22 protein-coding genes are annotated in these 25,057 nt (G+C 70.4%); 10 read left to right on the top strand and 12 right to left on the bottom strand.

The features are described 5' to 3' along the window. Nucleotides 1-156: 156 nt before the first annotated feature. Nucleotides 157-1,539 (top strand): glycine--tRNA ligase, encoded by a 1,383-nt coding sequence (locus ACIQ8J_RS03405; RefSeq protein ID WP_403264277.1) that lies wholly within the window; start codon nt 157-159, stop codon nt 1,537-1,539. A gap of 155 nt (nt 1,540-1,694) precedes the next feature. Here ACIQ8J_RS03405 and ACIQ8J_RS03400 read toward each other — a convergent pair whose 3' ends face one another. Then, nucleotides 1,695-2,126: a hypothetical protein gene (locus tag ACIQ8J_RS03400; protein ID WP_403264275.1), complete on the bottom strand. Its 432-nt coding sequence runs from the start codon at nt 2,124-2,126 to the stop codon at nt 1,695-1,697. A 178-nt stretch (nt 2,127-2,304) separates the two neighbouring features. Between ACIQ8J_RS03400 and ACIQ8J_RS03395 the strand changes: the two genes are divergently transcribed. Genes ACIQ8J_RS03395 through ACIQ8J_RS03385 form a run of 3 tightly spaced genes read left to right on the top strand, consistent with a single transcriptional unit; the run spans nt 2,305 to nt 5,023 of the window. Next, nucleotides 2,305-3,552, top strand: coding sequence for a histidine kinase (locus tag ACIQ8J_RS03395; RefSeq protein WP_403264273.1), 1,248 nt, complete (start codon nt 2,305-2,307; stop codon nt 3,550-3,552). Then, nucleotides 3,540-4,196, top strand: coding sequence for a response regulator (locus tag ACIQ8J_RS03390; protein WP_403264272.1), 657 nt, complete (start codon nt 3,540-3,542; stop codon nt 4,194-4,196). The genes ACIQ8J_RS03395 and ACIQ8J_RS03390 overlap by 13 nt, the downstream gene beginning before the upstream one ends. After that, nucleotides 4,193-5,023, top strand: a complete 831-nt coding sequence (locus ACIQ8J_RS03385; RefSeq protein ID WP_403264270.1) for a DUF4097 family beta strand repeat-containing protein — start codon at nt 4,193-4,195, stop codon at nt 5,021-5,023. Before ACIQ8J_RS03390 ends, ACIQ8J_RS03385 begins: the two co-directional genes overlap by 4 nt. A gap of 33 nt (nt 5,024-5,056) precedes the next feature. Here the strand turns inward: ACIQ8J_RS03385 and ACIQ8J_RS03380 are convergent, their stop codons facing one another. Together ACIQ8J_RS03380 and ACIQ8J_RS03375 are read right to left on the bottom strand one after the other, a co-directional pair. After that, nucleotides 5,057-5,653: a TetR/AcrR family transcriptional regulator gene (locus ACIQ8J_RS03380; protein WP_403264268.1), complete on the bottom strand. Its 597-nt coding sequence runs from the start codon at nt 5,651-5,653 to the stop codon at nt 5,057-5,059. 92 nt (nt 5,654-5,745) lie between these two features. Then, nucleotides 5,746-6,747 (bottom strand): aldo/keto reductase, encoded by a 1,002-nt coding sequence (locus ACIQ8J_RS03375; protein WP_403264266.1) that lies wholly within the window; start codon nt 6,745-6,747, stop codon nt 5,746-5,748. A 151-nt stretch (nt 6,748-6,898) separates the two neighbouring features. Between ACIQ8J_RS03375 and ACIQ8J_RS03370 the strand changes: the two genes are divergently transcribed. Beyond that, nucleotides 6,899-7,081, top strand: coding sequence for a DUF6243 family protein (locus tag ACIQ8J_RS03370; protein WP_403264264.1), 183 nt, complete (start codon nt 6,899-6,901; stop codon nt 7,079-7,081). An 86-nt stretch (nt 7,082-7,167) separates the two neighbouring features. On the opposite strand, the gene ACIQ8J_RS03365 is transcribed toward ACIQ8J_RS03370, so the two are convergent. Further along, complete coding sequence (locus tag ACIQ8J_RS03365) at nt 7,168-8,616, bottom strand: MFS transporter (protein ID WP_403264262.1); 1,449 nt, start codon at nt 8,614-8,616, stop codon at nt 7,168-7,170. A gap of 111 nt (nt 8,617-8,727) precedes the next feature. Here ACIQ8J_RS03365 and ACIQ8J_RS03360 point away from each other — a divergent pair, with 111 nt between their 5' ends. After that, on the top strand, nt 8,728-9,603 hold the full coding sequence (locus ACIQ8J_RS03360; protein ID WP_403264260.1) for a helix-turn-helix domain-containing protein: 876 nt from the start codon (nt 8,728-8,730) through the stop codon (nt 9,601-9,603). Here ACIQ8J_RS03360 and ACIQ8J_RS03355 read toward each other — a convergent pair. Next, nucleotides 9,576-11,036, bottom strand: coding sequence for an MFS transporter (locus tag ACIQ8J_RS03355; protein ID WP_403264259.1), 1,461 nt, complete (start codon nt 11,034-11,036; stop codon nt 9,576-9,578). The two genes, ACIQ8J_RS03360 and ACIQ8J_RS03355, sit on opposite strands and share 28 nt — an antisense overlap. Before the next feature lie 48 nt (nt 11,037-11,084). Between ACIQ8J_RS03355 and dusB the strand changes: the two genes are divergently transcribed. From dusB to ACIQ8J_RS03340, 3 genes are all read left to right on the top strand, one after another. After that, nucleotides 11,085-12,230, top strand: a complete 1,146-nt coding sequence (gene dusB / locus ACIQ8J_RS03350; protein ID WP_403264258.1) for a tRNA dihydrouridine synthase DusB — start codon at nt 11,085-11,087, stop codon at nt 12,228-12,230. 410 nt (nt 12,231-12,640) lie between these two features. Then, nucleotides 12,641-15,364: a pyruvate, phosphate dikinase gene (gene ppdK / locus ACIQ8J_RS03345; protein WP_403264256.1), complete on the top strand. Its 2,724-nt coding sequence runs from the start codon at nt 12,641-12,643 to the stop codon at nt 15,362-15,364. Between the two features lie 561 nt (nt 15,365-15,925). Further along, on the top strand, nt 15,926-16,957 hold the full coding sequence (locus ACIQ8J_RS03340; protein ID WP_403264254.1) for an ArsR/SmtB family transcription factor: 1,032 nt from the start codon (nt 15,926-15,928) through the stop codon (nt 16,955-16,957). On the opposite strand, the gene ACIQ8J_RS03335 is transcribed toward ACIQ8J_RS03340, so the two are convergent. The 4 genes from ACIQ8J_RS03335 to ACIQ8J_RS03320 form a co-directional block, all read right to left on the bottom strand. Continuing rightward, nucleotides 16,915-17,826 (bottom strand): carbohydrate ABC transporter permease, encoded by a 912-nt coding sequence (locus tag ACIQ8J_RS03335; RefSeq protein ID WP_403264252.1) that lies wholly within the window; start codon nt 17,824-17,826, stop codon nt 16,915-16,917. The genes ACIQ8J_RS03340 and ACIQ8J_RS03335 overlap by 43 nt on opposite strands. Beyond that, entirely contained in the window at nt 17,823-18,734 is a 912-nt protein-coding gene (locus ACIQ8J_RS03330; RefSeq protein ID WP_403264250.1) for a carbohydrate ABC transporter permease, read from the bottom strand. Before ACIQ8J_RS03330 ends, ACIQ8J_RS03335 begins: the two co-directional genes overlap by 4 nt. Nucleotides 18,735-18,753: 19 nt before the next feature. Next, on the bottom strand, nt 18,754-20,007 hold the full coding sequence (locus ACIQ8J_RS03325) for an ABC transporter substrate-binding protein (RefSeq protein WP_403264249.1): 1,254 nt from the start codon (nt 20,005-20,007) through the stop codon (nt 18,754-18,756). A gap of 116 nt (nt 20,008-20,123) precedes the next feature. Further along, a complete protein-coding gene (locus ACIQ8J_RS03320) occupies nt 20,124-21,995 on the bottom strand; it encodes an APC family permease (protein WP_403264247.1) in 1,872 nt (623 codons plus the stop codon). A gap of 235 nt (nt 21,996-22,230) precedes the next feature. Here ACIQ8J_RS03320 and ACIQ8J_RS03315 point away from each other — a divergent pair, with 235 nt between their 5' ends. Next, nucleotides 22,231-22,635 carry a VOC family protein gene (locus tag ACIQ8J_RS03315; protein ID WP_403264245.1) on the top strand — a complete coding sequence of 135 codons (405 nt, stop codon included), beginning with the start codon at nt 22,231-22,233 and terminating at the stop codon, nt 22,633-22,635. 3 nt (nt 22,636-22,638) lie between these two features. Here the strand turns inward: ACIQ8J_RS03315 and ACIQ8J_RS03310 are convergent, their stop codons facing one another. From ACIQ8J_RS03310 to ACIQ8J_RS03300, 3 genes are all read right to left on the bottom strand, one after another. Next, nucleotides 22,639-23,562 carry an oxidoreductase gene (locus ACIQ8J_RS03310; RefSeq protein ID WP_403264243.1) on the bottom strand — a complete coding sequence of 308 codons (924 nt, stop codon included), beginning with the start codon at nt 23,560-23,562 and terminating at the stop codon, nt 22,639-22,641. 60 nt (nt 23,563-23,622) lie between these two features. Continuing rightward, the gene (locus ACIQ8J_RS03305) at nt 23,623-24,387 is read right to left on the bottom strand and encodes an SDR family NAD(P)-dependent oxidoreductase (RefSeq protein WP_403264240.1); all 765 of its coding nucleotides are present in this window, start codon (nt 24,385-24,387) and stop codon (nt 23,623-23,625) included. A 75-nt stretch (nt 24,388-24,462) separates the two neighbouring features. Continuing rightward, nucleotides 24,463-25,047 carry a TetR/AcrR family transcriptional regulator gene (locus ACIQ8J_RS03300; RefSeq protein ID WP_403264238.1) on the bottom strand — a complete coding sequence of 195 codons (585 nt, stop codon included), beginning with the start codon at nt 25,045-25,047 and terminating at the stop codon, nt 24,463-24,465. Nucleotides 25,048-25,057 lie beyond the last annotated feature (10 nt).

Raw genomic sequence — 25,057 nt, 5'->3', positions numbered from 1 at the left:
ACTGGAAACGATTGTCAATAATCGGTGCCTGAGCCCCGTCGAGGGGCCTCGTGCGGGAACCGATTTGATAGAGGGGGTGCGGCCGCCGCTAATCTGAGGCCTTCGCCGTTACTGGTTAGTCCCCCTGTTCGTCGTCGTCGTAATGAAGAGAGCACCGTGGCCGCCGACAAGATCGACACCATCGTCAACCTGAGCAAGCGCCGTGGCTTCGTCTACCCGTGCAGCGAGATCTACGGAGGCCAGAAGGCCGCCTGGGACTACGGGCCGCTGGGTGTCGAGCTGAAGGAGAACCTGAAGCGCCAGTGGTGGCGCTACATGGTCACCTCGCGCGAGGACGTCGTCGGCATCGACTCGTCGGTGATCCTGGCCTCCGAGGTTTGGGAGGCCTCGGGCCACGTCGCCACCTTCACCGACCCGCTCACCGAGTGCACCTCCTGCCACAAGCGCTTCCGCGCGGACCACCTCGAAGAGGCGTACGAGGAGAAGCACGGCAAGGCCCCCGAGAACGGCCTCGCCGACCTGAACTGCCCCAACTGCGGCAACAAGGGCACCTTCACCGAGCCCAAGAGCTTCTCGGGCCTGCTCTCCACCCACCTCGGCCCGACCCAGGACACCGGCTCGGTCGCCTACCTGCGTCCCGAGACCGCGCAGGGCATCTTCACCAACTTCGGCCAGGTGCAGCAGACTTCCCGCAAGAAGCCGCCGTTCGGCATCGCGCAGATGGGCAAGTCCTTCCGCAACGAGATCACGCCGGGCAACTTCATCTTCCGCACCCGCGAGTTCGAGCAGATGGAGATGGAGTTCTTCGTCAAGCCCGGCGAGGACGAGCAGTGGCAGGAATACTGGATGGAGCAGCGCTGGAACTGGTACACCGGTCTCGGCCTGCGTGAAGAGAACATGCGCTGGTACGAGCACCCGGCGGAGAAGCTCTCGCACTACTCCAAGCGCACCGCCGACATCGAGTACCGCTTCAGCTTCGGCGGCAGCGAGTGGGGCGAGCTGGAGGGTGTGGCCAACCGCACCGACTACGACCTCTCCGCGCACTCCAAGGCCTCCGGCCACGACCTCTCCTACTTCGACCAGGAGGCCGGCGAGCGCTGGACGCCGTACGTCATCGAGCCCGCGGCCGGTGTCGGCCGCGCGATGCTGGCGTTCCTGCTCGACGCGTACAGCGAGGACGAGGCGCCGAACGCCAAGGGCGTCATGGAGAAGCGCGCCGTGATGCGCCTCGACCCGCGCCTGGCGCCGGTCAAGGTCGCCGTCCTGCCGCTGTCCCGCAACCCGCAGCTCTCGCCGAAGGCCAAGGGCCTGGCCGCCGACCTGCGGCAGAACTGGAACATCGAGTTCGACGACGCCGGCGCGATCGGGCGCCGCTACCGCCGCCAGGACGAGATCGGTACGCCGTTCTGTGTGACCGTGGACTTCGACACGCTCGACGACAACGCGGTGACCGTGCGCGAGCGGGACACGATGGCCCAGGAGCGGGTGTCCCTGGACCAGATCCAGCAGTACCTGGGCAGCAGGCTGCTGGGCTGCTAGGCGCTCCGCCGGAGGTACGGTGATCGGCTGCGGGCCGTCCGTGGCCGGGCGCGCAGTTCCCCGCGCCGCTGAGGCGCTCGCCCAAGGGCGCACGCCGAGAAGCCCCGGGTTCCTCCGCCAGGAATCCGGGGCTTCTGCCGTGTGCGGTACGGGAGTTACGGCTTGCGCAGCGCGACGACCGCGCACGCCACGGCCAGCGGCAGCTCGGCCGCCAGCGCCAGGGTCAGGGCGGTGGCGAGCTCGGCGGGCGCGGCCGTCGTCACGTCGAACCAGGCGTCCATCACCAGGAGCGCCCCCGTCGCCGCGGCCAGCTGCGCGACCCGCGGGTCGTTCCGCTTGAGCAGCACGCCCGTACCGGTCAGGCCCACCGCGAGCATCGCGTCCAGACCTATCCACGCCGTCGACCAGTTGGAGACCTCGGTGGTCTGCGGCAGCGTCTTGGCGAGCACCACCATCCACGGCACCAGCGCCACCCCGGCGCCGGTGAGGACCGTCGCGAGGCGCGGCCGGCGGCGCAGCACTCCCGAAGCGCCCGCGACGGTACGGGTCACACGGCTCGTACGGATCTGCGGGGCGACGAGAGTCATGGCGGCGGGTCTCCTTCCGGCCCGGCGGTCCGTCCGTCCGAGCACAGCAACAAGACTCGCCGCACAAGCGGCTCCGGTCAGTAACGCGGCTGTCCGAACCGGGGGTGGTGCTGGCTATACCCCCGGCCGGGCAGCAGGGTGATGGCAGCGCTCCGACCAGGCCAACTACGCTGTGGACATGGCAACTCCCGGCCCGCTGCGGCGCGCGTACGACTGGACCGCCGCGCACGCACCGTGGTCGGCGTGGGCCTGGCGCAACACCGCCCTCGTGGTGGCGGCGGTACCCCTGTCGCTGCCCGCCGCGGTCGCCCTCGCGTACACGTTCTCCAGCCCCAAGCACATCTTCCGCACGATGGCGTTCGTGCTCGTCCTGAGCCCGCTGCTCACCGTGCTCCAGCGCAGCCGCTTCTGGTCGCTCGTCGGCCTCGACATCCCGGAGATCCACTGGGCCGACCGCTGGTACCGCTGGCGCGGACTGGCCGCCCGGCTGCGAGCCGAGTCGACCTGGCGGCAGTACGGCTACCACCTGGTCATCGCCCCGCTCGCCGCGATCGGCGGCGCCCTGGTCGTGCTCGGCTGGGCCTCGGGGGCCGCCTGCACCCTCGTCGTCTCCTGGGTGTGGGCGCTGCCCGTGAAGTACCGGCCCACGGGCTGGACCGAGGCCTATGACGTACTGACCGTGCTCGGCGTCCTGCTGCTGATCGCCACGCCCTGGTTCGCCGCCCTCGTCGCCCGGCTCGACTCCGGTGCCGCCACCGTGCTGCTCGGCCCCAACCGGGCCAAGGAGCTGGAGCGCCGGGTCGAGGACCTCGCCGAGAGCCGGGCCGGCATCCTGGACGCCGCCGACCTCGAACGCCGGCGCATCGAGCGGGACTTGCACGACGGCGCCCAGCAGCGTCTCGTCTCCCTCGCCATGAACCTCGGCATCGCCCGCGCCACCCTCACCGACCTGCCGCCCGAAGCCCGCGCAGTCATCGACGAGGCCCACCGCGAGGCGAAGGAAGCCATCGAGGAACTCAGCAACCTGGTACGCGGACTGCACCCGGCCGTCCTGGAGGACCGCGGCCTGGACGCCGCGATCTCCGGCATCGCGGCCCGCGCCCCGTTCCCCGTCGAACTCACCGTGGACATGGCCGAACGGCCCTCGCCCACCGTCGAGGCCGTCGCCTACTTCGTCGTCTCCGAAGCCCTCGCCAACGTCGCCAAGCACGCCCGTGCGACGCGCTGCTCCGTCCAGGTCCGCCGCCGCGCCGAGTTCCTGACGATCACCGTCAGCGACAACGGGGTGGGCGGCGCCGACCCGGCGGGCGGCACCGGACTGATGGGCCTGCGCAAACGCGTAGGGTCGGTCGACGGGACCATCAGGATCAACAGCCCCCTCGGGGGCCCGACCGTCATCACTGTGGAGCTGCCGTGCGGGCTGTGATCGCCGAGGATTCGGTGCTGTTGCGGATAGGACTCGTCAAGGTCCTGGAAATGGCCGGATTCGAGGTCGCCGCCGAGGCCGGGGACGCCGAGAGCCTGCTCACGGCCGTCGAGGAACACCGGCCGAAACTGGCACTGGTCGATGTCCGGATGCCGCCCGGCTTCACCGACGAGGGCGTCCGGGCGGCCCTGATGATCCGTCAGCAGTGGCCGGGCACCGCCGTGTTGCTGCTCTCGCAGTACGTCGAGGAGCGGTACGCGGCCGACCTGCTCGCCACCCAGACCGGCGGCATCGGCTATCTGCTCAAGCAACGGGTCGCCGATGTCGAGGAGTTCGTGGACGCCCTGCGGCGCGTCGCGGCCGGCGGCACCGCGCTCGACCCGCAGGTCGTCGCCCAGCTGCTGCTCCGGCGCGGCGGCGGACCCGACCCGCTGGAACGCCTCACCCCGCGCGAACGCGAGGTCCTCGCGCTCATGGCGGAAGGCCGCTCCAACGCCGGAATCGCCGCCGAACTCGTCGTCAGCGAAAGCGCGGTGGCCAAACACATCAACAACATCTTCGCCAAGCTGGACCTGCCGGTCGCCGACGGCGACCACCGCCGGGTCCTGGCCGTCCTGCGGTTCCTGGACGGCGGCTCCTCGTGACCGCCACCGAGCAGCGCGCGGAGCCCCGGGCCGCGGAGCGCCCGCGCCACCGCACGGCCTGGATCGTCACCGCGTTCCTCTCCGCGCTGTTCATCGTGGCGCCGTTCGCCTTCCTGGCGCTCGCCGACGCGGTCAGCGAGACCGCCGCGTACGAGAGCCCCGGCAACGGCCGGCGCCACGCGGTCTCGGCCGTCGAGGTGGATGCCGGGGCCGCCCAGCTCACCGTCACGCCCGGCGCCGACGGAGAGGTGAAGATGGACGGCCGGCTCACCTGGTCGGTGAAGCGCCCGAAGGTCGAGGAGCAGTGGGTCGGCGACACCCTCAAGGTGCACACCCGCTGCGACGGCTTCGTGGACCGGTACGTCCAGAACTGCTCGGTCGAGCTCAACCTGACCGTGCCCGCGGGCATCCACCTCAAAGTGAGCAGCGGCTCCGGCGAGATCAAGGTCAGCGATCTGACCGGCCCGGTCGACGTCAAGGGCGGATCCGGCGGCATCAAACTGCGCGGGCTGAAGGGCACGGTCAAGGCCCGGGTCGGCTCCGGCGAACTCGAAGCCACGCAGCTCGCCGGCCCCGAGGCCGTCCTGTCGGCCGGATCCGGCACCGTGAACGCCGACTTCACCGCCCCGCCACGGCAGGTGAAGGCCTCCGCCGGATCGGGCTCCGTCTCGGTCACCGTGCCGGAGCCCGACCGCTACCGGGTGGTGGGCGGGAAGGGCTCGGGTGGCCGCAGCATCCAGAAGGAGTTGCTCGACGAGAACTCGGACCGGATCCTCGACGTCAGCAGCGGCTCCGGGTCGGTCACCGTCGGATACCCGGGCTGGTGATCTGCGGGCGGGGGCGCGGCTCGGAAGGACCCGCTAGCTCTTCAGCCCCCGCAACAGCAGGTCCACCACCGCGCCGAACTCCTCCCCGATGGAGGGGCGAGACCACTCCGCCGCGTACACCGGGTCGTGGAAGCGGCCCGTCGCGTCGAACACCGCCCTCGCCGAGACCGCGGGCGACTCGTGCGAGATGGAGAACTCCCCCCGGGCGACGCCGAGTTGGATGATCACGCGGAGCTGGTCCACCAGCTCCGCTATGTGCTCCTCCACGACCCTGCTGTTCTCCCGCAGCAGCACCTCGTACGTCTGGAACAGCTCCGGGTCGTCGCCCGCCTTGTGCAGTTTGGCCTGGAACAGCTCGCTCAGCCAGAGGTGCAGCACGACGCCCGACTCCACGTCCTGCCGGGTCGCGATGTCCCGCAGCAGGTCCGTCGAACGGTTCAGCCAGCGCTCGGTGACCGCCTCGCGCAACGCGGCCTTGGTACGGAAGTGGCGGTAGACACTGCCGTGGCTCACCCCGAGCTGGCGCGCGACGTCGACGACCGTGGCCTTCGCCGGGCCGTGGCGGCGCAGCACCTCCTCGGTCGCGACGAGGATGCGCTCGGCGGTCAGTGGTTCCGTACTCATGACCATGACGTTACCTGCCCCTCAGGACGGCCCGCCGAGCCTGTGGACAACTCCCGGACGGGGGTGGGAGCAGCGGTCAACGGCCCGTGCCCGCGGGCTCAGTGCTCGCTGTCCAGGTGGGCCATCTGGGCCTGCGGGTAGCGGTCGCCGGCGGCCGCGCCGGGCGGGACCGCGGCCTCGATCGCGGCGAGGTCGTCGGCGCCGAGCTCCACGTCCAGCGCGCCGAGCGCCTCGGTCAGCCGGTCCCGGCGGCGCGCGCCGACCAGCGGCACGATGTCCTCGCCGCGCGCGAGCACCCAGGCGATGGCGATCTGCGCCACCGAGACGCCCTTCCGCTCGGCGATCTTCCGCAGCGCCTCGACCAGATCGAGGTTGTGCTGGAGGTTCTCACCCTGGAAGCGCGGGCTCATGCCGCGGAAGTCGCCCGCGGCCAGCTGCCGGTCCCGCGAGAAGTGCCCGCTGATCAGACCGCGCGAGAGCACTCCGTACGCGGTGACGCCGATGCCCAGCTCGCGGGCGGCCGGCAGGATCTCGTCCTCGATGCCGCGCGAGATCAGCGAGTACTCGATCTGGAGGTCCGAGATCGGGGCCGTGGCGGCGGCCCGGCGCAGCGTGGCCGCGCCGACCTCCGAGAGCCCGATGTGCCGTACGTGTCCGGCCTCGACGAGCTCGGCGATGGCGCCGACGGTCTCCTCGATCGGCACATCCGGGTCGATCCGGGCGATCCGGTAGATGTCGATGTGGTCGACGCCGAGGCGCTGGAGGGAGTACGCGGCGAAGTTCTTCACCGCGGCAGGCCGGCCGTCGTACCCGGACCAGCCGCCCTGCGGGTCGCGCAGGGCGCCGAACTTCACGCTGGTCAGCGCCTGCTCCCGGGCCGCGGGGGCGGTGCGCAGCGCCTCGCCGATCAGCATCTCGTTGTGGCCCATCGCGTAGAAGTCGCCGGTGTCGAGAAGCGTGATGCCGGCGTCGAGCGCAGCATGGATCGTGGCGATGGACTCGCCCCGGTCCGCCTCGCCGTACAGGGCCGACATGCCCATGCAGCCGAGGCCGAGTGCGGAGGTACGGGGGCCGGTGGTGCCGAGGGTGCGGGTTCGCATGAGGGCTCCTTGGTGGTGGGGTGTGGCCCATCCACCATGACATGACAGCTGACAGATTTCAATATTTGTCATCTGTCATGCGTGGTGGTCCTGTCCGGCACACCGGAAATTTGGTACGAGCACCCCCCGATCTCCGGGTACCGTCGCCCTCATGGCTAAGAGGAACAACCTGCTCGGTGTCGGTGGACAGCGAAAGAAGGTGTCTCGCAACGGAGACCAGGGCTCGGTCCAGGGGAGTGCGGCCGACCGCAAGGCGGCCGTGGACAAGAAGGAGGAGCTGCTGCGCAAGATGCGCGAGCGCGCCAACCCCGCGGCGGAGTCGAGCGAGAGCTGATCCGAATGCGCCGAAGGGCCCGGACCGTGCCATCTGGCACCCGGTCCGGGCCCTTCGCCGTATCCGCCGCTCACCCCTCCCCGGGCTCACCGCATGACGCGCGGCAGCCGCAGGCTCAGCAGCGCCGTCAGGGCGATCATGCCGAGCTGTACGAGCAGCGTGACGACGAGCGCGTCGCGCATGCCCACCGAGGGGGAGAGTGCCAGGAAGAGGCTGCCCAGGGTGGCGACGCCGAGGGCGAGCGCCGACTGCTGGGTGGTGACCACCACTCCGCTGCCCACCCCGGCCCGGTCGGCCGGTACGTCGGAGAGCATCAGCCGGATGAGGACCGGCAGTTGGAGGCCCTGGCCGAGTCCGGCGATCGCGACGCCGGGGGCGAGTTCGGCGATCGTCAGGCCCGACCAGTCGCGCCACACGGTCAGCACGACCAGGGCCACGCCCACCGCCTGGAAGACGCCGCCCGCGGTCACGATCCGGGTGCCGAACCGGCCGATGAGCCGGGGCCCGGCGAGCGAGGCGGCGAAGAAGGCGAGCGCCATCGGCACGAGGGCGAGACCGGCGTCCACCGGGCCCATCCGCAGGCCCTGCTGCAGCACCACCGCGATCACGAACATGAAGCCGCTGAAGCCGACCGAGAACGGCAGCACCATCACCAGACCGCGCCGCAGCGAGTCCATTTCGAGCAGGCTCGGCGGCACCAGCGGAGTCTGCCCGAGCCGGTCGGCGCGCCGCTCCACCAGGAAGAACGCGATGGCCGCGAAGGGGAAGACGCCCAGTGACACCCAGGTCCACAGCGGCCAGCCCGCCGCCCGCCCCTCGGTCAGCGGCAGCAGCAGCGAGAGCAGGGACACCGCGAGGAGCAGCGTGCCGGGTACGTCAATGGTGGCCGGGCGGTCCGAGCGGGTCTCCGGCACCGAGCGGACCGTGAGGAACAGGCCGAGGACGGCGACCGGCACGTTCACCAGGAAGACCGCGCGCCATCCGGACCCGGCCACGTCGGCCGCGACCAGGACACCGCCGAGTATCTGCCCGGCCACCATGGACAGCCCCGCGGTCGCCCCGTACAGGCTCATCGCCCTGGCCCGGCGCGGGCCCTGGGTGGTGGCCTGGATGGTGGCAAGGACCTGCGGCATCATCAGCGCGGCCGCGGCACCCTGTGCCACCCGCGCCCCGACCAGCGTCCAGGCGCTGGGCGCGAGGCCGCAGGCGAGCGAGGTGAGGCCGAAGGCCGCCATGCCGATCAGGAAGAGCCTGCGCCGGCCCGCCATGTCGCCGAGGCGCCCGCCGAGCACGAGCAGGACGGCGTAGGCCACGCCGTATCCGGCGACCACCAGCTCCAGCATGGCCGGGCCCGCGGCGAGGTCGCTGTCCATGGAGGGCAGCGCGACGTTGACGATGAAGAAGTCGATCAGCGGCAGCGCCGCGCCGAGCAGCACCGTGAACAGCCCGAGCGGGCCGATCACTGCCCCATGTCGGTTGACCGGGACCGAAGTTGTGGAATGGTTGGAGATCGTCCGTACCGTTGTTTCGCTCACGCAGAAGACGATCCTCCACTCCTCAGCCTGGTACCAGAGTCTCCTTATCCTGGTAGAAGCACTACCTGGCAACCGGCTGACAACGGCTCGCGGGTGGGGCACTCTGAAGTCATGACCACTGTGGCCACGGCGAGCGACGTCCGCCGCCATGAGCTGGCGGAATTCCTGCGCAGCCGCCGCGAGCGCATCACCCCCGAGCAGGTCGGCCTGCCGCGCGGCCGGCGCCGGCGTACCCCGGGGCTGCGCCGCGAGGAGGTCGCGCAGCTCTCCGCGGTCGGTGTGACCTGGTACACCTGGCTGGAGCAGGCCCGCGACATCCAGGTCTCCCCGCAGGTCCTCGACGCGCTGGCGCGAGCCCTGCTGCTCGACCACAGCGAGCGCAGCCACCTCTTCGCGCTGGCCGCCGCCCTCGACCCGGCGCCGAACACGGCCTGCCCGAGCGTGACCCCGGCGCTGCGCGCGATGCTCGACCAACTGGGTCCGATCCCGGCCTGCGTCCAGAACAGCCGGTACGACATCCTCGCGTACAACAAGACGTACGGACGGCTGCTCTGCGATCTCGACGCGCTGCCGCCCGAGGACCGCAACTGCATGTGGCTGGCCTTCACCAACCCCGAGTGGCGGGGCTCGGTCGTCGACGTCGCCGAGACGAACCGGGTGATGGCGGCCAAGTTCCGCGCCTCGATGGCCGAGCACCTCGCCGAGCCGGCCTGGAAGGCGCTGCTGGCCCGGCTGGAGTCCGCCTCGCCGGAGTTCCGCGAGATCTGGGCCCGGCACGAGGTGGTCGGCCAGAGCGGCAAGCTGAAGTACCTGCGCAACGCGCACGTCGGCCTGCTGTACGTGGAGCACAGCAATCTGTGGCTCGGCCCGTCGGCGGGTCCGCGTCTGGTGACGTACGTACCGCTGGACGAGGAGAGCCGCCAACGCCTGGAGAAACTCCAGGAGTTGACGCAATCCGGTCAGGCGTTGGCGTCCGCCGGGGTCTGAGCGGCCGGGGCCTCCAGGCGTTCGGCGGTCCGCCGCGCCGACTCGCGCGCCCACCGCCCGCTGGTCGCGAGCCCCACGCACAGCACGCTCAGACCGCAGCCGGTGATGATCCACCAGGCGGGCCGGGCGGCCCCGGTGAAGGCGTCGGCGTACCCGCCGGACGCCGCGCCCGCCATGCCGCCCGCGAGCACCGCACCGATCACGGCGACGCCCAGGGTCTGGCCGATCTGGCGGCTGGTGGAGGCGACCGCGGCGGCCACGCCCGCCTGGGAGCGGGGCATTCCGGAGACCGCGGTGTTGGTGATGGGCGCGTTCACCATGCCGAAGCCGAGGCCGAACAGGACGTACCCGGTGAAGAGCAGTGCCGTGGTGTGCTGGGCGTCGAGGGCCGCGAACAGCAGCCCGCTGGCGGCCATCGCGATCCCTGCGATCAGCAGCGACAGACGCGGCCCCCGGCTGCCGACCAGGCGTCCCGACAGCGGCGCGCAGACGAAGGTCAGGGCGGCCATCGGCAGCATGTAGAGCCCGGCGTTCAGGGCGCTCAGACCGCGGGCGTTCTGGAGGTAGAGGGTGTTGAGGAAGAGGAACCCGCTGAGCGCGGCGAAGGCCGAGACCGCTATGACGGTGGCGCCGCTGAACGGGGCGCTGCGGAAGAAGCGCAGATCGATGAGGGGTTCGGCCCGCCGGGGCTCGTACAGCAGGAGGCCCGCGAGAGCGGCTGCCGCGATCGCGGTGAAGGCCAGGATCAGCGGCGAGTCCCATCCGGCGCTGGGCACCTCGATGATCGCGTACGTCAGTGAGCCGAGCAGCGCGATGACCAGGAGCTGGCCGACCGGGTCGGGGCGGCGCGGCTTGGGGGCGCGCGACTCGGGAACGTAGCGCCAGGTCAGGAAGAGGGCGAGCAGGCCGACCGGCAGGTTGAGCCAGAAGATCGAGCGCCAGCCCACCGATTCGACGAGGACGCCGCCGACGATCGGGCCCGCGGCCATCGAGATGCCGACGACACCGCCCCAGACGCCGATGGCGCGGGCGCGTTCGCGCGGGTCGGTGAAGGTGTTGGTGATGATCGACATGGCGACGGGGTTGAGCATCGAGCCGCCGACCGCCTGCACCATCCGGAAGGCCACCAGGGACTCCAGATCGGGGGCCAGCGAGCAGAGCACCGAGCCGATGGTGAACAGGACGAGACCGGCCTGGAAGACCTTGCGGCGGCCGATCCGGTCGGCGGTCGAGCCCGACAGCATGAGGAGCGAGGCGAGGACGAGGGTGTACGCGTCGATCGTCCACTGCATGCCGGAGACGCCGGCGTGCAACTCCCTCTGCATGGAGGGGAGGGCGACGTTGAGGACGGTGTTGTCGAGGCTGACGATCAGCAGGCTCATGCAGCAGATCGCCAGGATGAGCATCCGTCGGCGGTGGGTCGGATCGGACATGGCTTCGATAGTACGCCTAACTAATGACTCCTGGGGCGGGCCGCAGCCATGGGTGACAATGAACAGATGACCACGCTCTCCATCGGCCCGCACACCGTGCAGCCGCCCGTGGTGCTCGCACCCATGGCCGGCATCACCAACGCTCCGTTCCGCACCCTGTGCCGCGAGTTCTCCGGCGGCAAGGGCCTGTTCGTCAGCGAGATGATCACGACGCGGGCGCTGGTCGAGCGCAACGAGAAGACCATGCAGCTCATCCACTTCGACGAGGCCGAGACCCCGCGCTCGATCCAGCTGTACGGAGTGGACCCGGTCACCGTCGGCAAGGCCGTCCGCATGATCGTGGACGAGGACCTGGCCGACCACATCGACCTCAACTTCGGCTGCCCGGTCCCCAAGGTGACGCGCAAGGGCGGCGGCTCGGCCCTGCCCTACAAGCGCCCGCTGCTGCGCGCGATCCTGAACGAGGCCGTCTCCAACGCCGGGGACCTGCCGGTCACGATGAAGATGCGCAAGGGCATCGACGACGACCACATCACCTACCTCGACGCGGGCCGGATCGCCGTCGAGGAGGGCGTCACCGCGATCGCCCTGCACGGCCGCACCGCCGCCCAGCACTACGGCGGCACCGCGGACTGGGAGGCCATCGCGCGCCTCAAGGAGCACGTCCCGGAGATCCCGGTGCTCGGCAACGGCGACATCTGGTCCGCCGAGGACGCGCTGCGCATGGTCAAGGAGACCGGCTGCGACGGCGTCGTGGTCGGCCGCGGCTGCCTCGGGCGGCCCTGGCTCTTCGGCGACCTGGTGGCCGCTTTCGAGGGTACGGATTCCTTCGCGCGCCCCATGCTGCGCACGGTCTCCGAGGTGATGCTGCGGCACGCGACGCTGCTCGGCGAGTGGATCGGCGACGAGACGCGCGGCGTGATCGACTTCCGCAAGCACGTCGCCTGGTACCTCAAGGGGTTCGCGGTCGGTTCGCAGCTGCGCAAGAGCCTGGCGATCACCTCCTCCCTGGACGAGCTGGGCGCTCAGTTGAGCGAGCTGGATCTGGACCAGTCGTGGCCGGACGGCGCCGACGGCCCGCGCGGCAGAACGTCCGGAAACAATCGGGTCGTCCTGCCGGACGGCTGGCTGAAGGACCCGTACGACTGCTCCGGGATCAGCATGGAAGCCGAGCTCGACACCTCCGGCGGCTGACTTCGGCGTACGCTGATGGCTCCGGATCCCTGGATTTCTGATCGATCAGACGCGTGATTCTCGCCACCCCTGATAGGGGTTGCGCTCAGATGAGCGGATCGCGGGTGGCTGCATCTCTGAAAGGGGTGGCACTGAGTGCCACCCCTTTGATGTTCAGAAGCTGAAATCAGATGCGCCAGTGCTTGCTCAGGTGAGCGCGCATTTTGGGGCGTGTCCGACATTGACTCTTCAAGAGTTGAACGGACACGGTTAAACCTGGTTACGCGTCAGTCACTTTCGATCTGGTGGCGGACGAGTGGTTAAGCCCCCGTGACGCACAAGTGGACGTACCCAGACACCTTCGATCTGGGTATGTTCCTCGCCGTCAGGGCAGCCACCATGCCGTTCGCGGATTCGAGGAGTCGAGACCCGTGTCGGAAGACAAAGACCTCCAGCACACCCAGAAGTTCGTCTACGACTTCACCGAGGGGAACAGGGACCTCAAGGACCTTCTCGGCGGGAAGGGCGCGAACCTCGCCGAGATGACCAATCTCGGCCTCCCGGTCCCGCCCGGGTTCACGATCACCACCGAGGCGTGCAAGGTCTACCTCGACAGTGGCGACGAGCCCGCCGAGCTGCGCGACGAGGTGAGTGCACACCTCGACGCCCTCCAGCAGGCGATGGGCAAGAAGCTCGGCCAGGCCGACGACCCGCTGCTGGTCTCCGTCCGCTCGGGCGCCAAGTTCTCGATGCCGGGCATGATGGACACCGTCCTCAACATCGGGCTCTCCGACGAGTCGGTGGCCGGCCTCGCCGTCCAGGCCGGCGACGAGCGCTTCGCCTGGGACTCCTACCGCCGCCTGATCCAGATGTTCGGCAAGACCGTGCTCGGCGTGGACGGCGAGCTCTTCGAGGAGGCCCTCGACGACGCCAAGGCCGCCAAGAAGGTCACCGTCGACACCGACCTCGACGCGGGCGACCTGAAGAAGCTGGTCAAGCAGTTCAAGAAGATCGTCAAGACCGAGGCCGGGCGCGACTTCCCGCAGGACCCGCGTGAGCAGATGGACCTCGCGATCCGCTCGGTCTTCGAATCGTGGAACACCGACCGCGCCAAGCTGTACCGCCGCCAGGAGCGCATCCCCGGTGACCTGGGCACCGCGGTCAACATCTGCTCGATGGTCTTCGGCAACCTCGGCCCGGACTCCGGCACCGGCGTCGCGTTCACCCGCGACCCGGCCTCAGGTCACCAGGGCGTGTACGGCGACTACCTGCAGAACGCGCAGGGCGAGGACGTCGTCGCGGGCATCCGCAACACCGTGCCGCTGGCCGAGCTGGAGTCGATCGACAAGGCGTCGTACGACCAGCTCATGCAGATCATGGAGACCCTGGAGACCCACTACAAGGATCTCTGCGACATCGAGTTCACCATCGAGCGCGGCCAGCTGTGGATGCTCCAGACCCGGGTCGGCAAGCGCACCGCCGGTGCCGCCTTCCGGATCGCCACGCAGCTCGTGGACCAGGGCCTGATCGACGAGGCCGAGGCGCTCCAGCGCGTCAACGGCGCCCAGCTCGCCCAGCTGATGTTCCCGCGCTTCGACGACAACGCCAAGGTCGATCAGCTCGGGCGCGGCATCGCCGCCTCGCCGGGCGCGGCCGTCGGCAAGGCCGTCTTCGACTCGTACACCGCGATCAAGTGGTCGCGCTCGGGTGAGAAGGTCATCCTGATCCGCCGCGAGACCAACCCGGACGACCTCGACGGCATGATCGCCGCAGAGGGCATCCTGACCTCGCGCGGCGGCAAGACCTCGCACGCCGCCGTGGTCGCGCGCGGCATGGGCAAGACCTGTGTCTGCGGCGCCGAGGAGCTCGAAGTCGACACCAAGCGGCGCCGGATGACCGCGCCCGGCGGTGTGGTCGTGGAAGAGGGCGACCTCGTCTCCATCGACGGCTCCACCGGCAAGGTCTACCTCGGCGAGGTCCCGGTCGTGCCGTCCCCGGTGGTCGAGTACTTCGAGGGCCGCATGCACGCGGGTGCCGACGACGCCGACGAGCTCGTCGCCGCCGTGCACCGGATCATGGCGTACGCCGACCGGGTACGCCGACTGCGGGTACGGGCCAACGCCGACAACGCCGAAGACGCCCTGCGCGCACGGCGGTTCGGGGCCCAGGGCATCGGCCTGTGCCGCACCGAGCACATGTTCCTCGGCGAGCGGCGCGAGATGGTCGAGCGGCTGATCCTCGCCGACACCGACGACGAGCGCGAAATGGCACTCAGTGCCCTGCTCCCGCTCCAGAAGAAGGACTTCGTCGAGCTGTTCGAGGCGATGGACGGACTCCCGGTCACCGTCCGCCTGCTGGACCCGCCGCTGCACGAATTCCTGCCCGACATCACCGAGTTGTCGGTCCGCGTCGCGCTGGCCGAGTCCCGCAGGGACGCCAACGAGAACGACCTGCGCCTGCTCCAGGCCGTGCACAAGCTGCACGAGCAGAACCCGATGCTCGGTCTGCGCGGCGTGCGCCTGGGCCTGGTCATCCCGGGTCTGTTCGCCATGCAGGTGCGGGCGATCGCCGAGGCGGCCGCCGAGCGCAAGAACGCCAAGGGCGACCCGCGCCCCGAGATCATGATCCCGCTGGTCGGCACGGTCCAGGAGCTGGAGATCGTACGCGAGGAGGCCGACCAGGTCATCGCCGAGGTCGAGGCCGCCACCGGCACCGAGCTCAAGCTGACCATCGGCACCATGATCGAGCTGCCCCGCGCCGCCCTGACGGCCGGTCAGATCGCCGAGGCCGCCCAGTTCTTCAGCTTCGGCACCAACGACCTCACCCAGACGGTCTGGGGCTTCTCGCGCGACGACGTGGAGGCCTCGTTCTTCACCGCGTACCTGGAGAAGGGCATCTTCGGGGTCTCGCCGTTCGAGACCATCGACAAGGACGGCGTCGGCTCGCTCGTGCGCTCCGCCGTGCAGGCCGGCCGCGCGACCCGCCCCGACCTGAAGCTCGGCGTCTGCGGCGAGCACGGCGGCGACCCCGAGTCGGTGCACTTCTTCCACGAGGTGGGCCTGGACTACGTGTCCTGCTCGCCGTTCCGCATCCCGGTCGCCCGCCTCGAAGCGGGCCGGGCGGCGGCGGAGTCCAAGGGCAGCGACTCCCGATAGAGCCCCGGAGCCGCCGCCGGGTCCCCGACCCTCAACACCGATCCGGCGGCGGCTCCGGAACACCAAGAAGGGGCGGCACCCTGTGCGGGGGTGCCGCCCCTTTCGTGTTGTACCTGTCGGCCGGTCCGGAGCGCCGGTAAGTGTTCGCCGCGTGCGATCGCTGTACCTGCGGCAGGTGTGCGGGCGCTTAATCCCTGTTGAATGGCGGACAATTAACGGGGTGGTGGCCGGAAATGCAGAGTGCGGTTCACGGATCCCCACCCGCGAACCGCACTCTGTCAACCGCGTCGAGCACGGAGCCGCCACCTACGCCCACCGCCGCCAGACGCTGTGAAGCCCCCCACGGTCTTCGCAGAATCTTTCCGGTCGGCTCGGTGTCGTGCCCGACGAGGTACAGCTTTCCCTCCTCAGGGCCCTGTCCGCGAGGCCTTTCAACTGTGGCTGAAAGGCCCGTGGTCACGGGTAGTGACGGGAGGCATACTCAGTCGAGTCGGGCGGGGGATCAATTGCGGCTGCAACACAAGGCAACAAGTTGCAACACACTGGACAAGTGGGGTTTCCGTGCTGCGCATTCATTTCACCGGCGAGGATCTGGCCCGGCTCCGTATGGCACCGGGTCCCGACACGCTGTGGGAAACGATTCTCAGCTTTCATCGCTTAAGGGACCGGCGGGGCGCCACCGTATTCGGTGAATGGCGACAGGAAACTCGCGCCCGGTTGGGCGGAGAAACCCGATTGCTCTCCGCGATCGTTCCGTGTCGGGGATATTTCCCCGACTTCCTCACGCCGCCCCAGGGGCCGCATTCCCTGGAATCCGGTCTGGAGCGAATTCGCGCGACCGGCCCCGAACGGCTGAACGAAGAACTCTCCCGGCTTCCCGGCGGCCGCCCGACGAACGGCTGGGCGGCCGCTCTCGCCGACGGAGCGAGCGGTCAACTCGGGCGCCTGGCCGACATGTTGGGCGCCTATCACCAGGCGGCCGTCTCCCCGTACTGGGCGCACATACAGACCCGCGTCGACGCCGACCGGGCGGCCCGCGGCCGGGCGCTGCTCGACGGCGGCGCCGGCGAACTGCTCGCCTCGCTGCCGCCGATGCTGCGCTGGCGCGCCCCGGTCCTGGAGGCCGACTACCCGGTGGACCGCGAACTGCACCTGGACGGACGGGGGTTGCTGCTCCAGCCGTCGTTCTTCTGCCGCCGCACCCCGGTCGCCCTCCAGGACCCCAAGCTGCCGCCGGTGCTCGTCTACCCGGTGACGCACACCCAGGCGCCGTACGAGTCCCCGCCGGGCCCCGACCGCGGCTCCTCGCTCGGCCGCCTGGTCGGCCACACCCGCTCCAGCGTGCTCCAGTCCATCGGTAACGGCTGCACCACCAGTGAACTCGCCCGCAGGGCGGGCGTTTCGCTCGCCTCCGCCAGCCAGCACGCCGGCGTCCTGCGCGACGCCGGCCTCCTGGTCACGCTGCGGCACGGCAACTCCGTATTGCATACGCTGACCCCGCTCGGCAACGCCCTGCTGTGCGGGGCGCCGCCGCGCGGGCCCCACCGGCGTCAGTCGTCGATCCCCGAGCGCTCCACGCCGGCCACGATGTAGCGCTGGAGCAGCAGGAAGACCAGGACCAGCGGGACGATCGACACGGCGGCGGCGACGAACAGCTCGTGCAGGTTGACCACTTGGGCGGTGGTGAAGGTGGAGAGCGCCACCTGCACCGTCCAGGAGTCCCGGTCCTGGCCGATGACCAGCGGCCACAGAAATGAATTCCAGGCGCCGATGAACACAATGGTGCCGACGGCCGCGAAGACCGGGCGCGCATTGGGGACGACGATCCTCCAGTACGTACGCCAATAGCCGAGTCCGTCGACGCGGGCCGCATCCTCCAACTCCCGTGGAAATCCTGTGAAGTACTGGCGGAAGACGAAGCACGCGAAGCCGGAGAACAGGGTGGGGATGATCAGGCCGCGCAGGCTCGACACCCAGCCGAGGGAGGAAACGAGAACGAAACTTGGTACGAACGTGACCGCCGCGGGAACCATCAGCGTGCCGATCACCACGTAGAAGACCTGGTTGGCGAAGCGGTACGGGATACGGGCCAGACCGTACCCCGCGAGCGAGGCGAACAGCAGGGTGCCGACCGTCGTGGCGAGGGCGATGAGCGCCGAGTTGAGCAGCGAGCGGGCCATCGGGACGGCCGGGTCGGCGAAGACTTCGCACAGGTTCGACCAGCGCAGGGTGGACGGGAAGAACGTCCACCCGGGCGAGGTGATGTCCTGCTCGGTCGAGAGTCCGTTGCGCACGAGCAGGTAGAAGGGGACGAGGAAGAGCAGCGCGAGAGCGACCAGGACGACCCCGCGCAGGGCGCGGCCGGCCCGGACGAGGGCGTCGTCGGGCCCGGGGCGGGGGAGCGGCGGGCGGGTGCGGCGCGGTGCGGTTCGGGGGCGGGGGTCTGCGCGGCGTGCGGTCATGCGTCGGCCTCCTTGCGGCCGAGCCCGAACCAGCGGGCCTGGAACACCGTCACCACCGCGATGATGAGCGCGAGGATCACCGCGCCCGCGCTGCCCATCCCCAGGTTCTGCCCCTGGCCGAGAGCGGTGTAGTAGAGGTAGACCAGCGGCGGGCGGGCGTAGGGCGGATAGCCGCGGGAGTCCGAGAGCAGGTTGTAGAACTCGTCGAACGCCTGGAAGGCGTTGATGACCAGGAGCAGCACCACCGCGATCGAGGTGGTGCGCAATTGGGGGAAGGTGATGTGGCGGAACACCTGCCAGCCGGGCCGCGCGCCGTCGACCGCCGCCGCCTCGTACAGGCGGGGGCTGATCCGCTGGAGCCCGGCCAGGAACAGGATCATGTAGAACCCGGCCTGGAGCCACAGCCGTACGGTCACGATGACCAGCCAGTACCAGGGCGGGTGCGTGGTGGAGAGCCAGGCCGTCTGGTCGGCGCCGAACCATCCGAGCACGGTGTTGGCGAGCCCGAACCGCACGCCGTTGAAGATCGACAACTTCCAGATCAGCGTGGCGACTACGTACGAGCAGGCCGCGGGCAGGAAGAACACCGAGCGGAAGAAGGCCTGGAAGCGGCGGGTCCGGTTCACCATCAGCGCGAGGGAGAGCGCCAGCGCGTAGGTCGCGGGCACGATGAACAGCGAGAACACCGCGAACGTGGCCAGGCTGGAGGTGAACGCGCCGTCGCGGAGCATCGCCGTGTAGTTGTCGAAGCCCACGAAGTCGGTGGGCGAGACCGTGTTGTGGGCGTCGAAGAAGCTGAGGTAGACGCTCCACAGCAGCGGGACGTAGGTGAAGAGGGCGAGCCCGGCGGCGAAGGGGCCGACGAAGATCCAGAACCAGAGGGTGTTGTCCGAAATCCGTCTACGCATGACTGTCAGCTGTCCTCTGTCAGCGCTTCTTCACCCGCTGAAGTTCGTCATTGGTCTTTCGGATGACGGATTTCAACTCGCTGTCAGGGCTGGCGCCGTCCTTGATGATCCGGCTCAGCGCGTCCTGGTAGGCGGTCTGAAGCGTCGGCGTCCACAGCAGGGGCTGCGCGTAGCCGTCGTCCGTCGCGTACTTCACCACGTCGGCCGCCGCGCCCTGCCGCAGCTTGGCCGCCTTCTTGGCGAGCGAGAGCCGGGCCGGGATGTGGAAGCCGTAGGAGAGCGCGAAGTCCTCCTGGAAGTCGGTCCGTTCCACCCATAGCCACTTCAGGTAGGCCTTCGCCTCGGCCTGGTGCTTCGAGCGGGTGGACACCGCGGCCGCGTACGCGCCGACCGGGACCGAGGGCTTTCCGCTCGGCCCGTCCTTGGGGAAGGGCAGCACCCCGAAGTCGTCGCCGAGGGCCTTCTGCACGGCGGGCAGCGCCCACAGCCCCGACCACTGCATCGCCGTGAGCCCCTGGACGAACGCCGAAGGGTCCGACCAGTCGGTGGGCGCGCCGAGCAGCAGCGACTTGTCGGCGTACAGCCGGTGCAGCTTGCCGAGGGTGCGGGCGGCGGCCGGGTCGTCGAAGCCCGCCCTGCCGTCTGCGGTGACCAGGCTCAGCCCGGCCGCGTACAGCGGCGTACCGCCGAGCACGCCGGCCCCGCCGTCGTTGCCGAGGAAGAGCCCCTTGACCTGGTTGCGCGTCAACGCCTTGGCCGCGTCGACGAGTTCGTCCAGCGTGCCGGGCGGCTGGACACCCGCCTCCCTGAGGAGGCTCTTGCGGTAGTAGAGCAGCTGCGTGTCGATGACCTGCGGGATGCCCCAGATCTTCCCGCCGTACGTCTTCGGCGCGAGCACGGCCGGGTTGAAGTCGTCCTTCACCCCGTCGAACAGGGTGGTGAGATCGGCGACCTGGCCGCCCTGGATCTGGTCCAGGGTCGGCCCGTTGACCTCGAAGACGTCCGGGCCGGAGGAGGTGAGCAGCGCGGCGGCGGTCTGCTGGTCGTAATTGCCGGGCCGCCACTGGAGGGTGACCTTCGCCTTGTCGTACGCGGCCGCGTACCGGCGGACGGCGGCCTCGGTGCCGGGCTCCCCGTACTGGTGGTACCAGTGGTCGAGGCTGACCTTCCCGTCCGGCGAACTTCCCTTGTCCCGGCCGGTGTTGGAGCCGCACGCGGTGAGCAGGCCGAGTGCGGCCCCGGTGCCGAGCAGTGTCCGACGGCTGATCGTCATGGCGTACGCCCCCTGTTCGTCATCCCGCTGTACGGCTCAACGATCAACCATGCAGCGGGATTACGACAGCGATATTGCGGCGTTGTGTCGGCATGCCGGGCCCGGCGCCCGGGTGGTCAGGCCTCGCCGCGGTTGGCCGGCGGGCCGAGCCGGAAGCGCAGGCGGCAGATCACCGCGTCGGTGTCCTTGCGGACGGCGTGGGCCAGTACCGCGCCGCGCTGGTTCTGGAGCACCCGCTGCCAGATGTGCGCGGGCTCCACCTCCGGTATCAGCACGGTGACGCGGGTGCGCGGGTGGTAGGTGTGGACACGGCTCACATAGTCGGCGACGGGGCGGCCGAGCGTGCGGTGCGGGGAGGTCAGCTCGACCAGTTCCACCCCCGGGTTCCACAGCTCCCAGTCGCGGCGCAGCGCCTCGGTGGCGCGCCGGTCCTCCTCGTCGGGGTGGCTGACGGTCACGGCCCGCACCTCGTCGCCCAGGGACACCGCGGCGTTCAGCGCCTCGCAGGTCAGCCGGGACAGGTGAGAGACCGGCACGATCACCAACGACCGGTCGCGGCGCGGCGGTTCGGGCACCCGGCCGAGGCCGAGCCGCTCGCCGATCCGCCCGTACGCCCGGTGCACGGCCTCGAAGGCGAGCACGATCAGCGGCAGCGCGACGACGATCAGCCAGGCGCCCTCGGTGAACTTGGTGGCGGTGACCACGACCGCCGAGATGCCGGTGAGGACGGCGCCGAAGCCGTTGAGCAGGGCCTTCCACTGCCAGCCGGGGGAGCGTTCCAGGCGCCAGTGGATCACCATGCCGGTCTGGCAGATGGTGAAGCCGACGAAGACGCCGATCGCGAAGAGCGGGACCAGGGTGTTGGTGTCGCCGCCGGAGAAGACCAGGAGCGCCGCGGAGACGGCGGCGAGGGCGAGGACGCCGTGCCGGTGCACCTGCCGGTCGGCCTTGAGGCCGAAGACGTGCGGCAGGTAGTTGTCGCGGGCGAGCAGCGACATGAGGACGGGCAGCCCGCCGAAGGAGGTGTTCGCGGCCAGCGCGAGCAGGACGACGGTGGCGAACTGCACCACGTAGAAGGCCCAGTTGTGGCCGAGGGAGGCGTCCGCGAGCTGGGCGAGCACGGTGACGCCCTCGACCGGCTGGAGGTGGAAGCGGCCGATGAGCACGGAAAGCCCGATCAGCATGACCCCGAGCAGTGCGCCGAGGGCCACCTCGGTGCGCTGGGCGCGCTTGGCGGCGGGGGCGCGGAAGGACGGCACGGCGTTGGCGACGGCCTCGACACCGGTCAGCGCGGAACAGCCGGACGCGAAGGCCTTGAGCAGCAGCAGCGCGCCGACACTGGTGGCGTTGCCCGCGAGGACGGAGGCGTGCCCGTCGGCGGTGTACGTGGAGGCGGGGGCCGACCGGAACAGACCGACGACGACGATCGCGAGGATCGAGGCGATGAAGACGGCGGTCGGGATGATGAAGGCCTTCGCCGAGTCCACGATTCCGCGCAGATTGACGGCGGTGACCAGGACGAGCACACCGAGGCAGATGAGCAGCCGGTCGCCGTAGAGGCCGGGGAAGGCGGAGGTCAGCGCGGCCACACCGGCCGTCACGGACACGGCCACGTTCAGGACGTAGTCGAGGATCAGCGAGGCGGCGGCGACCAGGCCGGTGCGGGCGCCCAGATGGCGGCGGGCCACGGCGTAGGAGCCGCCGCCGTTCGGGAAGGCCGCGATGACCTGGCGGTAGGAGGCGACCAGCACCGCGAGCAGGCCGGCGATGGCGAGCGTGACGGGAAGGGTGAAGCCGAGCCCGTACGCACCGGCCGCGGCCAGGACCAGGACGATGGCCTCCGGCCCGTACGCCACGGAGGCCATCGCGTCGAGGGAGAGCGCGGCGAGGCCCTGGGTGGCGGTGAGCCGGGTCCGGTCGGTGGCGCCGGCTCCGGGAGGTTCTTCGGGGGCCGCGTCGCTGACGACGGCCTTCGACGTGGTGAGCATGCGCCCCAGCGTGCGGCCCGCGCCGACGCCTGCCATCCCGCCTTGGCGCGACCTTGGCGGCCGTTCTCCGCATCTATACGAGATCTTGACGGGCGTGCCGTCCCGGGGCCTCGGGTGCACCGCCGGGGGACCTCTGCGGGCGCCCGAAAAACAAACCCGGGCGCGGCGATGAGTTTTCCTGCGGGCCGCCGTCTACCCCTCGTAAGCAACGCCACCACGTACGAGGGAGCGCCTCATGCCCACCATGATCTTCGTGAATCTGCCGGTGAAGGACCTGGACCGCTCGAAGGAGTTCTTCGGGAAGCTGGGCTACTCCTTCAACCCCCAGTTCACCGACGAGAACGCCGGCTGTCTGGTCATCAGCGACACCATCTACGCCATGCTGCTGACCGAGCCCTTCTTCAAGGGCTTCACGAAGCGGCAGATCGCCGACACCGCGACCACCGTCGAGTCGATCGTCTGCCTCAGCGCGGACAGCCGTCAGGACGTCGACCGCCTGGTCGACACCGCGCTGGCCTCCGGCGGCTCGCCCGCCAACGACACCATGGAGCAGGGGCCCATGTACGGCCGTTCCTTCCTGGACCCCGACGGCCACCACTGGGAGGTCATGTACATGGACCCGGCCGCGGTCAACGCCTGAGGATCAGGGCGCGGCGTACGTCACGCCGGTGAGCTGTTCGGAAGCCACCCACAGGCGTTCACCGGCGACGTCGTCCAGCGTCCACTTGGCCCGCCAGGACCTGGCGGGCGCGCCGCGCCACATGAACAGCGACGGGCCCGTGAACGAGTCGGGCCGCACCCCGGGCGCGGTCGCCGCGTACAGCGTGGGCAGCGCCCCGGCCTCGGCGGGCTGGGCGATGACGCGGTTGCCGAGCCCGGCGAGCCGCTCGGCGGCCCTGCGGCCCTCCATCCGTACGCCCTGCGTCTGGAGGTTGGTCGCGGCATAGCCGGGGTGCGCGGCCGCCGCGACGACGTCCGAGCCCTCCGCCCGCAGCCGCCGCGCCAGCTCGTGGATGAAGAGCAGGTTGGCGGTCTTGGACCGGCCGTAGGCGACCCAGCGCCGGTAGCGGCGCTCGCTGTTGAGGTCGCCGAGGTCGATGTCGGCCAGCGCGTGCAGCCCGCTGGACACGCTCACCACCCGCGCCGCCCCGGCCGCCCGCAGCCGGGGGAGCAGCAGCCCGGTCAGCGCGAAGTGCCCGAGGTGGTTGACGCCGAACTGCGTCTCGAACCCGTCGGCGGTCTTGCGGTACGGGAGCGCCATCACGCCGGCGTTGTTGACGAGCAGATCGATCCGCTCGTACGGGAGTGCCGCCGCGAACTCCCGTACCGAGCCGAGGTCGGCCAGGTCGAGCCGCCTGAACTCGGCCTCCGCGCCCGGGACTTCGCTGGTGATGCGGTCCTCGGCCTCCTTGCCGCGCGCCTCGCTGCGACAGGCGAGCACCACCCGTGCGCCACGGCGGGCCAGCTCGCGCGCCGTGACCAGACCGATGCCGCTGTTCGCCCCGGTGACGACGGCCGTGCGGCCGCTCTGATCGGGGATGTCCTGAGCACTCCAGCCCTGAGTCATGGACCCACCGTACCGCTCGGTATGGCGGGTGAGCAGGGCGGGGAAGCGGGGGCGCGCGGGTCAGGCGGAGGCGCCGCCGTCGATGACCAGGTCCGTCCCGACGACCGAGGCGGCGTCGTCGGAGGCCAGGTACAGCACGGCGGCGGCGGCCTCGGCCGTGGTGGACACCCGGCCGAGCGGCGCGGCCTCCTTCATGCGGACCGCGCGCTCGGCCTCGGTCTCGCCGGGCAGCAGCGACATCGTGGTGTCGACGGGTCCCGGGCTCACCGCGTTGATCCGCACGCCGTCCTGGATGTGGTCGAGGGCGGCGCCCCTGCTCAGGGCGCTGACGGCGGCCTTGGACGCGGCGTACGCGGCCAGCCCCGGGCGGCGCCGGTGGGCGCCGATGTTGGAGGCGATGTTGACGATGGCGCCGCCGGACTCCTGGGTGCGCATCTGGGCGATCTCCGCCTGGAGTGCGTGGAGGACACCGGTGACATTGACGGACATCAGCGTCTGCCAGTCGTCGTCCGACAGTTCAACGACGGGGGCACCGCCACGGAAGACACCGGCGTTGTTGACCGCCACATCGAGCGAGCCGAACCGTTCGACCACGGCGGCCACCAGCGCGCGTACGGCGGCGGAGTCGGACACATCGGCGGTGAACGCGGTCGCCGTGCCGCCCGCTTCCTCGATCAGGGCGACCGTCTGGGCGAGGGTCGAGGCCGTGCGCCCGGCCACGGCGACCCGGGCTCCCTCGGCGGCGAAGGCGAGCGCGACGGCCCGGCCGAGACCGGAGCCGGCACCCGTGACGAGAACGGTCCTGCGGTCGAAACGAACAGACATGATTCTTGACCAATCGTTCTGTTATGAAGGCATGGAAATGAGCAGGGGGCGGTGATCCGCCCGGCGGGCCGGTGGTCAGTCGAGCAGGGTCAGGATCTGTTCGGCCGCGTCCCGCACGCGGCCCGGGTCGCCGGACGCCTTGCCGACCACCCGCATGCCCTGGAGGGACACGAGCAGCGTCCGGGCCAGCCCGCGCGGATCGCGGTCCGCCGCCAGCTCGCCCTGGGCCTGGGCCCGCGCGAGCGCCGAGTGCAGCAAGGTCTCCATGTGCTCCCAGCTGAGCTCGACCCGGCGGGTCGCCGCGGTGTCGTGCGGGCCCAGCTCGGCGGCGGTGTTGGTGACGAAACAGCCGGTCAGGCGGGATTCGCAGGCCGTCGACTCGTGGGCGAAGCGCCGCACGACCGCGCGCACGGCGGGCAGTGCGGGGCCGGGCCCGGACAGCTCGGTGAGCAGTTCGGGATCGCGGTGCTCGGCGTAGCGGTCGAGGGCCTTCAGGTACAGCTCGCGCTTGTTGCCGAACGTCGCGTAGATGCTGGCGCGGCCGATGCCGAGGTGCTCGACGAGATCCGCCATCGACGTCGCCTCGTAGCCGCGCCGCCAGAACAGCTCCAGGGCTGACTGCAGCGCGGCGTCCGGGTCGAATTCCTTGGTCCTGGCCACGGACAGGACA

Origin of the sequence: Streptomyces sp. NPDC094147 (assembly GCF_044764265.1) — a bacterium.
Taxonomy (GTDB): Bacteria; Actinomycetota; Actinomycetes; order Streptomycetales; family Streptomycetaceae; genus Streptomyces.
This window is presented reverse-complemented; position numbering and strand designations above follow the sequence as displayed.